The organism is Chryseobacterium gwangjuense, from assembly GCF_021311115.1.
GTDB classification, from domain to species: Bacteria; Bacteroidota; Bacteroidia; order Flavobacteriales; family Weeksellaceae; genus Chryseobacterium; species Chryseobacterium gwangjuense.
Window position 1 is genome coordinate 97,180 of the sequence record NZ_JAJTNP010000002.1, and the last position, 14,633, is coordinate 111,812.

Below are 14,633 nucleotides of genomic sequence, written 5' to 3' on the forward strand. Positions count from 1 at the left end.
TTTAATTTGAATGAAATCCCAGCAAAGTAGGATTGCTTGTTAAAAATTCTTCAATGTATAATTTTCCGTTTCGACAGGCATTTTCTATATTTTCTCCTTTCGCTAAATATCCTGTAATCGCAGACGAAAGCACACAACCTGAACCATGTTTTGGATAATAAACAAAAGCAATATCACTCGGCAGAATTGAGACTTCTTTGCCCTTCTCAATTAAAAAGTCCGTCCCGGTTCTATATTCTCTATGTCCTCCTTTTATTAACACTGAACATGAGTTTTCAAAAAGATCAAATTCCTGCAAAACCTTATATTCGTTATAATTTGGCGTGATTAAATCAATCTGCTTCAATGCATTTTTTAATTGCGAAATTGTATTTACATCAAAAAAAGAAAACTCGGAAGTACTTTTCAACACAGGATCCCAAACAATTTTAGCTTCGGCATTATTCAATTTAATCCTCTTAATGATTTCATTTAAAAATTCCGCATCTTTTACGACTCCAATTTTCACTGCTTCCACAAAATATTTTTTCATTAAAGCATCAATCGCTGATACAATTCCATCTATGGACTCCCATTGAATACTGAAAAACTCAGATTCCGTTTGCAAAGTCATTGCCGTACAAATTCCCAATCCTTGAACTTGTAATTGCTCAAAAGTTTTTATATCCGCCAATAGACCGGCTCCTCCACTTGGATCAAAGCCTGCGACACTCATTACGAAAGGACGTTCTGTCTGCATTTTTTGAAATTTTGTATCGGTTCGTTACTTTCCCAGATTGCGCCTAATAAAGCCACTCCGTCAATATTTTTGTCGAAAACATTATGGATATTATTTTCATTAATTCCTCCCAAAGCAATCAGTTTCACATCAGAATTCCTTCTTTTTTTAATATCATTTAAAGTGTTCGAGTTTTCGCCATATCCTTTTTTAGAAATACTCGGAAAAACCGGACTGATGAATGCATATTCCCAATCTTCATTTAATTCGTTGAAAACTTCAATATCATGAACAGAGGTAGAAATTGTTCTATCTATAAAAGATGCATACAAATTATTTTGTCTGTCAATTTCTCTGAAATGAAATCTTGAGATACTAAAATTTTCAGCCAATCCGTAATGACTATGCAAAACCAATTGAGGATGAAATTCCGGATTTATCTTTTGAATAAAACCAGCCATTTCTTCTGAATTGATAAAAGGTTTTCTGATATGAAGCAAATCCAATCCTTCCTGAAACAATTCATTAATGACTTCAGTTTCGTTTTGAACTAATTCTTCGGGAGTGATTACGATGGTCATATATAAATTTCCTTCCCTTTTTCAATAAATTCCTGGGACTTATCGAACATTCCTTTTTCAGCAGATTCACGGATTTCCTGTGTAATTTTCATGGAACAGAATTTTGGTCCGCACATTGAGCAAAAATGTGCAATCTTTGCTCCATCAGCAGGAAGTGTTTCATCATGATAAGATCTTGCCGTATCAGGATCCAGAGAAAGGTTGAACTGGTCTTCCCAACGGAATTCAAATCTTGCCTTACTCAATGCATTGTCTCTGTATTGTGCTCCAGGATGTCCTTTTGCTAAATCTGCAGCATGAGCAGCCAGCTTATAGGTAATCACCCCAACTTTTACGTCTTCTTTATTCGGAAGACCTAAATGTTCTTTCGGTGTTACATAACATAACATGGCACAACCGAACCAACCAATCATTGCCGCTCCGATTCCTGACGTGATATGATCGTAACCCGGTGCAATATCCGTAGTCAATGGACCTAAAGTGTAAAACGGAGCTTCATCACATACTTCCAACTGCTTCTCCATGTTTTCTTTTATCATATGCATAGGAACGTGACCAGGACCTTCGATCATTACCTGAACGTTATGTTTCCAGGCAATTTTTGTCAGTTCTCCTAAAGTTTCCAATTCTGCAAACTGTGCTTCATCATTCGCATCGGCAATCGAACCCGGACGAAGTCCATCTCCCAAAGAGAAAGCAACATCATATTTTTTCATGATCTCGCAGATCTCGTCAAAATGTGTATATAAAAAATTTTCTTTATGATGAAACAAACACCATTTCGCCATAATAGAACCTCCTCTGGAAACAATTCCTGTCACACGTTTTGCTGTCAGATGAATATATCTTAGTAAAACACCTGCGTGAATGGTGAAGTATGAAACTCCCTGTTCTGCCTGTTCAATCAGAGTATCTTTGAAAATCTCCCAGGTAAGATCTTCTGCAACTCCTTTTACTTTTTCCAATGCCTGATAAATCGGCACCGTACCAATAGGAACTGGACTGTTTCTGATAATCCATTCTCTGGTTTCGTGAATATTTTTTCCGGTTGATAAGTCCATGATCGTATCCGCTCCCCAACGACAAGCCCAGACTGCTTTTTCAACTTCTTCCTCGATACTTGATGAAACCGCACTGTTTCCAATGTTGGCATTAATTTTAACCAAGAAATTTCTTCCGATGATCATCGGTTCGCTTTCGGGATGATTGATATTGTTTGGAATGATCGCTCTTCCTGCTGCAATTTCGTCTCTTACAAATTCGGGAGTGATCTTAGTTTTCGGAGTTTTAGCACCAAAACTGTTTCCCTGATGCTGAAAAGCCATGTCTTTGGAAACAGAATCCAACTGCTCGATTCTTTGGTTTTCTCTGATCGCAATATATTCCATTTCAGGAGTAATAATCCCCTGTTTTGCGTAGTATAATTGAGTAACTTCCTGTCCTTCTTTCGCCACTTTCGGTTTGTGATTGTAAGAAAAACGCAATTCATCCAGTTTTGAATCAGCAAGACGGGCTTTTCCGTATTCTGAAGTGATTCCGTCAAGAATTTCTACATCATTTCTATCTAAAATCCATTGTTCTCTGATTCTCGGAAGACCTTTTTCGATATTAATTTCAGAATTTTCATCTGTGTAAGGTCCTGAAGTATCGTAAACGGTAACAGGTGGATTATGTTCTAATGTTCCGTTAGATAATTTTGTCGGACTTAGTTCTATTTCACGCATTGCTACATTGATCGGGTGAATTTTCCCTTCAACATAGATTTTCTTTGAGTTCGGAAACGGCGAACGTGTAATGTTATGAGCCATATAATGATTGTTTTATTTAAGAGAATTAACCGCCCTGAGTGGCTGTGATAATTAAAATTGAATCTTTGTTGTTGAGAAATGTTTCCGCCCAGAATGACTGCGGAATAATGCGGTTGTTGAGTGCTACCGCAATACCTTTTCGTTTTTGAGGTATTTCAATAGCCATTAATGCTTCCAGTGTTTCGGGAAGTACATCAAAAGTTCTTAGTGAGTGATTGATTGTGAGCTCCATTCCTAAATTTTTAAATACACTTTAGGAATGCCCATCATTGTACAATAGATTGTACAGCAAAGTCATTTCACTTTTCCCTACGCTAGTATGATCTAGAAATCAGGTTCAAAGGGTAAAATCTCAGCCTGTTTGTGAACAGACACCCCTAAAGTCGGGACGAAGGTAGACATTTTTTTGAAATTCGCAAAATTTTGTTTTTTCTGAAAAATAAAAGAGCGATGAATTACACCGCTCTTTATTTAAGATATTTTGTTTTGTTTTTTATTTTTTAATAACCTTAATGGACTGTTGAGTTCCATCTTTCATTTCCAAAGCTAAAATATAAAGTCCTTGTGAAAGATCCTGTAAATTTATTGTAGACTGAGGGTTATTAATTGTTTTAATTAATTTACCTGAAACATCAATTACTTTAACTGTTCTTACCGATTCAGCCTTGTTAATATTGATAATTTCAGTGAATGGATTGGGATGAACTTTTACATTTTCTTTAGCTTCAGCTTCGGAAGTCCCCAGACAAGCCGCTGCATCTACAGTTGCAGTAACTTGCTGACGGGCAGATTCACATCTCGTTAGAATTCCCCATTTATAAAAGAAGTAATAATATGGGGTTGTTAAGCTACCACCAGTAATATCCACTACACCTGCATAAGAATATGGAAACGCTAAATTAGCACTATCTCTGTACATATTTGTGATCCCAGTCCATGCACCAACACCTAATCGATAGTTACTTCCCGGAGGTATAACAAAGTCTAAAACTACTGTTTGCGGCATAGAATTAGCCGTTGAATTATGTCCTGTTACATTTACTATTTTAGATGCAATTACAGTTCCTGATGAGTTTCTTAATTCTATGGTAACAGTTCCTGCTGTACCATCAGTTGCGGAATAAGGAAATAAATCTACTGTTTGTAGTGTAAAAGTTGAAGATACAGAAAATATCATATATGAGGTTAAACCTCCTCCCGTTGTCGCTCCACTTTCAATCGTCTGTTTCCCAACAAACCCTTGCGATTCTCTCGCTGCACTTGCCCAATAATTCGTTGTCGTTGTAAGTGTTGGTGTAGTATAGGAATTTCCACTTGCTATTGAAGTTCCTCCTGTTGCCACATCATACCATTTTACTATTGCTCCTGCATCAGCTGTAGCATTCAAAGTTGCAGTTGCTCCGGGACAAATTGTTGCTCCTGTTGTAGAAATTAAACCCGGAGGCAAGCAAGGTGTAATCACTACTATTGGCTCTGCAGACCAAGCGCTATAATTTCCAGATCCACAATTAGATCTTACCCACACATAATAGGCGGTTATTGGAGCTAAGGACGGGATTGTCGCTGTAGTACCCGTAATATTCGTTTGTGTCGGTGTCGTAGTGCTTGTTGGAGCTATATTGGTAGTATTATAATAAACATCATAATTCCCCGGTGTCGGAGTCGGAGCCGCCCAATTCACTGTAACAGAATTTGGAGTTGACGAACCTGTTGTTAAAGTTGGGGCAAAACACGTAGGAGGAGTCCATGTATAAGTAAATCCAGCAGGAGGCATTCCTGACGCAGAAGTCGATACTGTACTTGTATATTGTGTACTTGCATTGTCTGTTCCCGGGGTAGAGCTGGTAAATGCTAATGTACTAGCATTTAAACGATTATTAAAATCAGAACTTGATGCACCACGAAGTCCGATTTGAGCAGTTCCGGTAACACTAGTAGAGCCGATAGCAAAAGCTCCAGTATTGTAGACCATATTAATGACATTAGTTGTTTCTTTCAACCTGATTTGAAAAGAAAATGCATAAGCAGAGGTAGTAGAAGTACTGTATGCCGGTCTGAAATTCGTCCATTGAACAACCATTTCTCTGTTAGGAGCTGTTCCTACAACATCCGTTCTGATGTCTCCGGTAATTCCTCCTAAACTAGCAAATGTATTCAAGCTTTTACCAAATACTGAGACTGCTCCGTTATAAGTCTCTGTTGATGATATTGGTGTAGAATTAGATGTTCCCGGTGCCGTTGTTCCAAAAGTAATATATCCATTTGAAGATACCTTAATACTTGAATAAACTGTACCATTATAATTAAAATTAAAAGGTAAAGTGACATCATAAGGAGTTACCTGATACAAACTTGCTGTCCCTGAAGTTCCTGTTGCTGTTGCTAAAACTGTTCCCGCTGTAAGAGCGGTAAAAGTACCCGTAGATTGGGCAAACGAATAAGCTTTTGCCTGGGCATTCACAAATGAGTGTGAGCCTAATAAAAATAAAGAGCAAAGTGCTATTGCTCTTAAATTCCTTTTGGGGGAATTTTTAAAGATTTTTAGGTTGTAAAAATGTTTCATTGGAATTGGATTAAATTAAAACTGCTCTAATTTAATAAAAAAACCAACAAAACAATGTTTATATTAATTTAAAAATAAAAAATAAACATTTACATTAAATAATCATCAAGAATAACGTTTAATCTTCACAAACCTTCCAAATAACATCGTTTTGTGGAACAGGTCCTACAATTTCAATAGTCTCTTTAGTCACAGGATGAATAAATTCCAGTTTTCTGGCGTGAAGATTGATTCCACCGTCAGAATTTGAGCGGGGTGAACCATATTTTAAATCACCTTTAATCGGAACTCCTGTTTTTGATAACTGAGCTCTGATCTGATGATGTCTTCCGGTTTCCAGATCGATTTCCAGCAAAAGATAGTTATCTAATGTTTTAATGACATTATAAGTCAGGATCGCCTCTTTTGCTCCATCAGTAGCTTTTGGAAAAACAATGGCTTTATTATTTTTTTCGTTTTTCTTTAAATAATGAACCAGTCTTTGTGTTTTTGGAATCATTTCTTTGGCAACTACAGCCCAATATGTTTTCTTTACCTCACGGTTTTTAACCATTTGAGTTAAACGCGAAAGAGCTTTGGAGGTTTTGGCGTAAATCACCAAACCTGAAGTTGGTCTGTCGATACGATGAACTAAACCAAGGAAAACATTCCCCGGTTTGTTATCTCTTTTTTTTATAAAATCTTTGATTAATTCTAATAATGATTCATCACCGGTTTTATCACCCTGAACAAGCTGACCGACTTTTTTATTAATCACCAAAAGATGGTTGTCCTCATAAACAATCTGCTCCTCCATGATTTACTGACGATAAGTAGGTCTGTTTGAAAATGAAAGAATGATCCCGGCTAAAAGACCTATCGTTTTAATTCCCGATATTTTCCATCCTAAAGGAAAAAAAGCTCCTATCACGCATAATGCAGCTGCTCCGTACATTGCATATACAAAATTCTTGTTGGTAAGTGTAGGTGCCTGAAGAAAAAAGCTGATTCCTATTAAAACATAAAAAACTTTTCGGGAAAGTAAGTTATTGATTTCCGGAGAAAAGAAATTAAACCATCCCGCTGCAAGACAAACCAGAGCAATAATTGATAAAACTCCTTGGGTAGATTGTTGATTTTTCATGAATTAATAACTTTCATTTTCGTTCGGGAAATCCTGACCTTTTACATCTTTTACATATTGAGCAACCGCTCCTGTAATTTCTGTATACAAATCAAGGTATCTTCTTAAAAATTTCGGACTAAACCCTTTGTTCATTCCAACCATATCGTGATACACCAAAACCTGCCCATCACAATGAGGACCTGCTCCGATTCCGATTGTTGGAATAGAAATAGCTTCTGTTACTTTTTTAGCCAAATCTGCCGGAATTTTCTCCAAAACAACAGCAAAACATCCCAGTTCTTCCAAAAGTTGAGCATCAGCAATTAATTTTTCAGCTTCAGCTTCTTCTTTAGCTCTTACTTTGTAGGTTCCGAATTTATAAATAGATTGTGGCGTTAATCCCAAATGCCCCATTACAGGAATTCCTGCATTGATAATTTTTTTAATAGATTTTGAGATTTCCTTTCCTCCTTCAATTTTCACGGCATGAGCACCTCCTTCCTTCATCATTCTTACCGCAGATTCCAGGGCCTTTTCAGGATTACTTTGGTACGTTCCAAAAGGTAAATCAGCAACCACTAAAGCTCTGTCGGTTCCTCTTACCACACTCTGAGAGTGATAAATCATCTGATCCAAAGTAATAGGCAACGTCGTCTCAAAACCCGCCATTACATTCGCTGCAGAATCTCCTATCAAAACTGCATCAATTCCTCCTGCATCTACCATTTTCGCCGTAGTAAAATCGTATGCCGTAAGCATCGTTATTTTTTCTTTGTCGAATTTCATTTTACGCAAAGTTTCGGTAGTAACTTTTTTAATTTCAGAATGAACAGACATAATGTATCTATTTTTTAAAGTTAAAAAGTCGGCATGTAGCCGACTCAAAGTTTTGTATGATTTTTATAAAACTACGTGACCTAGTTTCATTAATTTGTCGTGGTTGAGAATTTTGATATTTCGACCGTCTACTTCAATGAGACTGTCTTGTTTAAATTCGGAAATCAGACGGATTGCACTTTCTGTAGCTGTTCCAATAATGTTTGCAATTTCTTCTCTCGTTAAAGAAATCTTGATGAAACCTTCCGGATCAACTCCTAATTTCTGCTCCAGAAGCAATAATATTTCAGCTAATCTTTCTCTTACAGTTTTTTGCGCCAAGAAAGTAATGGTATTGGAAGACTCTCCTAGTTCGTAGGAAATTTTCTGAAGCATTACAAATGAAAGTTGGGGATCTACTTCTAACAAATGCATAAACACATCCGAAGGAAGAAAAGTACATTCAACATCCGTCATCGCTTCAGCTTTCGCCTGAAAATTTTCACCGCAAAGCAGTGCACGATACCCAATGATATCGCCTTCTTTGATAAACCTTAAAATCTGATCTTTTCCAAAAGCTCCTGACTTTGATAGTTTAGCGGCACCTTTTTCCAAAACATATACTCCTTTCGGAATTTCTCCGTCTTCGAAAATGATGTCATGCTTTTGAAAACTCATTTTTTTCTTTACGCTAATGTATTTCTCAAAATCTGCATTAGATAGTCTTTCTTTGAATGATTTATCATTAAAAACTTTGGCAAATCTTTCTTCAATAGCGAGCTGTTGTTCCTGCGGCATCTTAATATGACATTTATCACAAAAATAGAACTTTTTAACTCGATAAACAAAAAAAATTGTTATAATTTTGTGCTTCAATAATTTATGAAGGTGAGCGAGAACTGTTTTCATTGTGGCCAAGGGATAGAAAAGGAGCAAATTCTGTTTGACGAAAAAGTTTTTTGTTGCAACGGCTGCAAGTCTGTTTACGAAATTCTGAATACCAATAATCTAAGTAATTTTTACGAACTCAATAAAAGAGCAGGAATTCGTCCGAGTGATGAAAATTCTACTCAGTTTGATTATTTAGACACTCCTGAAATTTTTGAAAAGATTACAGATTTCTCAGAAGGAGGCACGAGTTTAGTTACTTTCAAAATCCCTGTAATTCATTGTTCATCTTGCATTTGGCTTCTGGAAAGTCTTCATACTTTAAATAAAGATATTAAATATTCTCAGGTCAACTTCACAAGAAAGACCTTACAGATTTCTTTCAACCATAATGATTTAAAATTAAGCGAATTAGCTAATTTCTTAACCAATTTAGGATACAAACCTGTTATCAGTCTTGAAACTGCGGACAAAAACGTAGATCATCTTGACAAATCTCTTTTGGTAAAATTTGCCATTGCAGCTTTTGCTTTTGGTAACGGAATGTTTTTGGCTTTTCCGGAATATGTAGGAGGCGAAGATTATTGGATGGAACACTATAAAGGGCTTTTCAGAACCTTGATGTGCCTTTTAGCCGTTCCCGTTGTATTTTATTCAGCATCAGATTATTACAAATCCGCTTGGTATGGTTTAAAAAATAAAATTGTTAACATTGACGTTCCGATTGTTTTAGGAATTATTGTTCTTTTTGGGCGAAGTGTTTACGAGATCGTGACAGATTACGGTCCGGGATATTTCGATACCCTATGCGGACTTTTATTCTTTATGCTTTTAGGAAAAATCTTCCAAAAAAGAACTTACAATGCCCTTTCTTACGACAGAGATTACAAATCTTTTTATCCAATTGCCGTAACGAAGGTTGACTTTGAAGGGAAACAAGATAATATCTTACTTTCTGAAATTAAAATTGGGGATAGAATTTTAGTTAGAAACCAGGAAATCATTCCTGTTGATGCTATTTTGATCAACGGTGAAGGAAATATTGACAACAGCTTCATCACAGGAGAAAGCGCTACCATCAACAAACAACCGGGAGACAAAATTTTCGCAGGAGGAAAACAGATTGGCTCTTCTCTGGAACTGGAAGTTATAAAAGATGTTGACCAAAGCTACCTGACCCAACTTTGGAACAAAGAGGCCTTTAAAAAACATGAAACAGGTCTTGACACGCTAACCAACAACATCAGCAAGTATTTCACATTCATTATTTTAGGGATTGCTTTACTTTCAGGAATTTATTGGGCAACCGTAGATTTAGAAAAGATGTTCCAGGTGATTTCTGCTATTTTGATTATTGCCTGTCCTTGCGCTCTTGCATTGTCTGCTCCGTTTACTTTCGGACACATTATGAGAATTTTAGGTCGAAATAAATTTTACGTAAAAGACACTTTAACGATCGAGAAAATCGCAAAACTGGACACGATTGTTTTTGATAAAACAGGAACCATTACCCACAGAAAAAAATCAAACATCAGATACGAAGGTTCAGAGATCAAAGAATTTGATTTATTGAATATTAAAACATTATTAAAGAACTCAAATCACCCTCTTTCAAAGAGCTTGTATGATTTCATTGATGCAAATGACGATTATTATCCGGTTGAGAATTTCCAGGAAATTTCAGGAAAAGGATACGAAGCGAATGTAAGAGGAAATATTTATAAAATCGGCTCTGCAAAATACAACAATCAAGAATCTAAAAACCTGGAAACCGCTGTTTACATCAGTAAAAACAATGAATTCTTAGGAAAATTCATCTTCAAAAACGAATATCGTCCAAGTCTTAGCAATCTATTTAAAAAGCTTACCGACTATAAGATTTTCATCCTGAGTGGTGATAATTCTTCTGAAGAAAAGCAGCTGAAAGAATTAATTCCGAATTACCAGGGAATGGCATTCAACCAAAACCCTGAAGACAAATTGAATTACATCCAAAATCTTCAGCATCAAAACATGAAAGTAGCCATGTTGGGAGACGGTCTGAATGACGCAGGAGCATTAAAACAGAGTAATGTAGGAATTGCTATTGCTGACGATTCCAACAGCTTCACCCCTTCTTCCGATGTGATCATGAATGGAGAAAAAGTTGTGACTTTAGACAATTACCTTAACGTCTGCAAAGGGTCTATCACTATCGTAAAAATGACATTTGCCATTAGTTTCCTTTATAACATTGTTGGTTTAAGCTACGCAGTTACAGGACATATGCATCCGCTTTTTGCTGCAATCATCATGCCAATAAGTTCTATCACAGTGGTTACCTTCACTACCGTTTCGACATGGATTTTAGGTCGCAAATACTTTAAGAAACAGCCTTAAACCATCTTATTTAGACTGATTTTAAATTAGCCAAAACCTGTATTTCGTGATGAATGTCATTATTTTTCACTAAATTTGAACCCCGAAAATAGGTTAATTTTGTTGTCAAATGGATATTCTATATTTAATGATCCTATGCAGTGTTTCTTTAGCTGCGATTTTCTTGGTCGTATTTATAGTGTATGCCAAAAAAGGACAGTTTGAAGATGATGAATCTCCGGCTGTCAGGATTCTTTTCGATGATGAGATCAAAGAAAAAGAAGTTGGCAACAAAGAAGTAGACAAAAAAGAAATAGGAAAATAATAAAATTGAAGAAAAAAGTGAATAGTTGATATGGAGACACAAAAGTTTAGTTATGACAACAGCATTGTTCGTGCATTCCTCTACGCGACCATAGTATTTGGTCTTATTGGGTTCACGTTCGGGCTTACGGCAGCATTAATGCTTTTCTACCCTGAACTTCCCGAATTTTTATTCGGAACTGATGATACAACAATTAAAAGTTTGGCATCAGGAAACATTCAAGGTTTAATAAACACTCATGGTGCGTTCGGATTTGGTAGAATCAGAATGTTGCACACAAACACCGTAATCTTTGCATTTGTATGTAATATCGTTTATACAGGTATTTATTACTCATTACAGAGATTATTAAAAACAAGAATGTACAGTGATACATTATCTTGGTTACATTTCTGGACTTGGCAGTTTATGATTGTTGCTACGTTCGTTACATTCTTTATGGGTATTAATACTTCTAAAGAATATGCAGAACACGAATGGCCAATCGATATATTAATTGCGTTCTCTTGGATTATTTTCGGAGCAAACATGTTCTTAACTATTGCAAAAAGAAGAGTAAGACATTTATATGTAGCTATTTGGTTCTACATCGGTACTTGGATTGCAGTAGCTATGCTTCACATCTTCAATAACCTGGAAGTTCCACTATCTTTCACAGGATGGAAATCATATTCAGCTTATGCAGGGGTAAAAGATGCTATCGTACAATGGTGGTATGGTCACAATGCAGTAGCATTCGTATTAACGACTCCAGTATTAGGTTTGATGTATTATTTCTTACCAAAAGCTGCAGACAGACCAGTTTTCTCTTATAAACTGTCTATCATTCACTTCTGGTCATTAATTTTCGTATATATTTGGGCGGGACCTCACCACCTTCAGTATACAGCACTTCCGGCTTGGGCTCAGGCGGTGGGAACAGGTTTCTCAATCATGCTTATTGCACCATCTTGGGGAGGTATGCTAAACGGGCTTCTTACCTTAAGAGGAGCTTGGGATAAAGTGAGAGAAAACCCGATTCTTAAATTCTTCGTTGTAGCTGTTACTTGTTATGGTATGGCAACATTTGAAGGACCGCTTTTAGCAACTAAAAACATTAACAAAATTGGTCACTTCACAGACTGGGTTATCGGTCACGTACACTTAGGAGCTCTTGGATGGAATGGTTTCATGGCATTCGGAGTTATCTACTACTTGATCCCGATCATGTGGAGAACAAAAATTTGGTCTGTAAAATTAGCTAACTGGCATTTCTGGTTAGGGACTTTAGGAATTATTTTCTATGCAGTACCAATGTATATTTCAGGATTTACTCAAGGGTTAATGTGGAAACAATTCAACCCGGACGGAACGTTATTGTGGAAAAACTGGTTAGATACCGTAACTGCAATTATTCCTTACTTTAAAATGAGATTCTTAGGAGGAGCATTCTATATTTCAGGAGCTATCCTAATGATTATAAACGTTGTTGCAACTGTAAGAAAAGGATCATTCCAGAAAGAAGTTCCTGCAGAAGCACCAGCTTTGGCAAACATCAGCAAAAACAGAAAAGAAGGAGAAGGAACTCACCTTTGGTTAGAAAGAACACCGGTATTATTAGGTATTCTATCTTTCTTCACTATTTCAATTGGTAGTTCGGTAGAAATTATCCCTACTCTATCACTTAAGAAAAGTGTACCTACCATTTCTGCTGTAAAGCCATATTCGCCACTAGAATTAGAAGGTAGAGATATTTATATCAGAGAAGGATGTAACGCTTGTCACTCACAGATGGTAAGACCATTCAGAGATGAGATTACAAGATTCAACGGTAAAAACGGACAGTACTCAAAAGCTGGAGAGTTTGTATATGACAGACCATTCCTTTGGGGATCTAAAAGAACAGGACCGGATTTACATAGAGAAGGAGGTAAAAACCCAAGTTCTTGGCACTATAAGCATATGTATAACCCGAGATCTACTTCTGCCGGTTCTATCATGCCTCGTTACCCTTGGTTAATTGCTACAGATCTAGACAGATCTAAAATGGTAGACAAAATGAAGCTTATGAAAGGAACATTTGATGTACCTTATACAAAAGCTGAAATCGATTCTGCAAACTCTTGGGCAGATAACCAGGCTAAGAAAATTGTAAAAGATATCTTCTCTGAAGCAAATGACTTGAAACAGGAATATGCAAAGAGACCTGATGTAAAATTAGAGACAAAAGAAGTTGTAGCTCTTATCTCTTATTTACAAAGATTAGGTACAGATATTAAAACAACTGAAATTAAAACAGCAAGTAATAACTAAAAAACGTTAAAAGGTCTATGATTCCTCAGAACTTTAAAGATATATTATCCAATACAGAAAATGCTGGTTTTTACCAGACATTGGCTCTGATTTTCTTTATCCTGTTCTTCGTAGCTTTGATAATCTATGTTTTTAGCAGACCTAAAAAATATTACAAAGAAGAAGAAGAGGCTCCTCTGCAGGATGATGAAGATGATTTTAATTTAAAAAATTAAACTATTTATTATGAAACAAAGAACACCGGTTGTTGTAAACATTTTAATAATAATTGGACTTTTAATAGTTTTTTATTATTTGTTTGTACAAAGCTACTCGTTTTTAACGTCTCCATATTTCTGGGGAACTGTAGTGATCAGTGCAATCTTGGCTTACATCCACAGTGCAATTGGAGATTTAATTGAAAATAATAAATTCAAAAAACTAACTGCAGAAGAAAAAGCAGCATACTTAGCAGAAAAGAAAATTCCTTTCTTAAGAAGAATGTATGATGCAGCTTTCAAAAAGCAATCTGATACAGAAGAAAAAGATATCCTTATCGACCACGGTTTCGATGGAATTATGGAATTGGATAACCAATTACCAAAATGGTGGGTAGGTTTATTCTATTTTGGGACTGCTTTTTGTATTGTATATGTTGCAGCATTCTCTTTCACAGATTTCGCTCACCCATTAAGCGAATATGAAAAAGAATATAAAGAGCAAATGGCAGCTATTGAAATCTACAACGCAAGCCAGCCTCCTGTAACGATTGAAACAGCTAAATATTCAGCTGATAACATTGCAGAAGGTAAAGAATTATTTAAAACAAACTGTGCATCTTGCCACAAAGAAGATGGTAGTGGTGGTATCGGACCAAACTTGACAGACAATTTCTGGATCAACCAGCCAGAGAAAACATTATTCAAAAACGTTTTCCATATGGACTGGAATGGTTCTCCTACAAACCCAGCAATGAGACCATTCGGGAAAAACGGAGAAGTTTCGGGTGCTGAGATTGAGAAGATTGCAGCGTATGTATATCACATCAACCAAGAGCAACCTCCAGTAACACCTGCTCAAGGTGGAGCTGCTCCTCAAGGAACAGAAGCACACTGGGAAAAAGAATAATTTTTAAAAAAAATTAAAATATATGAAAAGCATAATTGGTTATTAGAATAAAATAGTAACGAATTATGCTTT

At 36.3% G+C, this 14,633-nt stretch carries 14 protein-coding genes and 1 riboswitch; of the genes, 5 read left to right on the top strand and 9 right to left on the bottom strand.

The window, feature by feature from the left end; genetic code table 11:
• Nucleotide 1 precedes the first annotated feature (1 nt).
• The 9 genes from LV842_RS03850 to LV842_RS03890 form a co-directional block, all read right to left on the bottom strand.
• Entirely contained in the window at nt 2-739 is a 738-nt protein-coding gene (locus LV842_RS03850) for a hydroxymethylpyrimidine/phosphomethylpyrimidine kinase (RefSeq protein WP_233110144.1), read from the bottom strand.
• Nucleotides 715-1,299, bottom strand: a complete 585-nt coding sequence (locus LV842_RS03855) for a thiamine phosphate synthase (protein ID WP_233110145.1) — start codon at nt 1,297-1,299, stop codon at nt 715-717. The genes LV842_RS03850 and LV842_RS03855 overlap by 25 nt, the downstream gene beginning before the upstream one ends.
• A complete protein-coding gene (thiC, locus tag LV842_RS03860; protein WP_233110146.1) occupies nt 1,296-3,107 on the bottom strand; it encodes a phosphomethylpyrimidine synthase ThiC in 1,812 nt (603 codons plus the stop codon). Before thiC ends, LV842_RS03855 begins: the two co-directional genes overlap by 4 nt.
• A 25-nt stretch (nt 3,108-3,132) precedes the next feature.
• Nucleotides 3,133-3,339 (bottom strand): sulfur carrier protein ThiS, encoded by a 207-nt coding sequence (gene thiS, locus LV842_RS03865; RefSeq protein WP_233110147.1) that lies wholly within the window; start codon nt 3,337-3,339, stop codon nt 3,133-3,135.
• Nucleotides 3,340-3,396: 57 nt separating this feature from the next.
• A riboswitch (TPP riboswitch) is annotated at nt 3,397-3,496 on the bottom strand.
• A gap of 104 nt (nt 3,497-3,600) precedes the next feature.
• The gene (locus LV842_RS03870) at nt 3,601-5,670 is read right to left on the bottom strand and encodes an Ig-like domain-containing protein (protein ID WP_233110148.1); all 2,070 of its coding nucleotides are present in this window, start codon (nt 5,668-5,670) and stop codon (nt 3,601-3,603) included.
• A 118-nt stretch (nt 5,671-5,788) separates the two neighbouring features.
• A complete protein-coding gene (locus tag LV842_RS03875; RefSeq protein WP_233110645.1) occupies nt 5,789-6,469 on the bottom strand; it encodes an RluA family pseudouridine synthase in 681 nt (226 codons plus the stop codon).
• Nucleotides 6,470-6,793 carry a hypothetical protein gene (locus LV842_RS03880; RefSeq protein ID WP_233110149.1) on the bottom strand — a complete coding sequence of 108 codons (324 nt, stop codon included), beginning with the start codon at nt 6,791-6,793 and terminating at the stop codon, nt 6,470-6,472. It abuts the gene before it with no gap.
• A gap of 3 nt (nt 6,794-6,796) precedes the next feature.
• The gene (gene panB / locus LV842_RS03885; RefSeq protein ID WP_233110150.1) at nt 6,797-7,612 is read right to left on the bottom strand and encodes a 3-methyl-2-oxobutanoate hydroxymethyltransferase; all 816 of its coding nucleotides are present in this window, start codon (nt 7,610-7,612) and stop codon (nt 6,797-6,799) included.
• Between the two features lie 63 nt (nt 7,613-7,675).
• Nucleotides 7,676-8,389 carry a Crp/Fnr family transcriptional regulator gene (locus LV842_RS03890; protein WP_233110151.1) on the bottom strand — a complete coding sequence of 238 codons (714 nt, stop codon included), beginning with the start codon at nt 8,387-8,389 and terminating at the stop codon, nt 7,676-7,678.
• Nucleotides 8,390-8,479: 90 nt separating this feature from the next.
• Here LV842_RS03890 and LV842_RS03895 point away from each other — a divergent pair, with 90 nt between their 5' ends.
• The 5 genes from LV842_RS03895 (at nt 8,480) to LV842_RS03915 (ending at nt 14,561) form a co-directional block, all read left to right on the top strand.
• Nucleotides 8,480-10,858 carry a heavy metal translocating P-type ATPase gene (locus tag LV842_RS03895; protein WP_233110152.1) on the top strand — a complete coding sequence of 793 codons (2,379 nt, stop codon included), beginning with the start codon at nt 8,480-8,482 and terminating at the stop codon, nt 10,856-10,858.
• A 109-nt stretch (nt 10,859-10,967) separates the two neighbouring features.
• Complete coding sequence (gene ccoS / locus LV842_RS03900; RefSeq protein ID WP_233110153.1) at nt 10,968-11,162, top strand: cbb3-type cytochrome oxidase assembly protein CcoS; 195 nt, start codon at nt 10,968-10,970, stop codon at nt 11,160-11,162.
• A gap of 30 nt (nt 11,163-11,192) precedes the next feature.
• The gene (gene ccoN, locus LV842_RS03905) at nt 11,193-13,454 is read left to right on the top strand and encodes a cytochrome-c oxidase, cbb3-type subunit I (protein ID WP_233110154.1); all 2,262 of its coding nucleotides are present in this window, start codon (nt 11,193-11,195) and stop codon (nt 13,452-13,454) included.
• A gap of 17 nt (nt 13,455-13,471) precedes the next feature.
• Nucleotides 13,472-13,669, top strand: coding sequence for a cbb3-type cytochrome oxidase subunit 3 (locus LV842_RS03910; protein WP_039370054.1), 198 nt, complete (start codon nt 13,472-13,474; stop codon nt 13,667-13,669).
• Nucleotides 13,670-13,679: 10 nt separating this feature from the next.
• Entirely contained in the window at nt 13,680-14,561 is an 882-nt protein-coding gene (locus tag LV842_RS03915) for a cbb3-type cytochrome c oxidase N-terminal domain-containing protein (RefSeq protein ID WP_233110155.1), read from the top strand.
• Nucleotides 14,562-14,633: the final 72 nt, after the last annotated feature.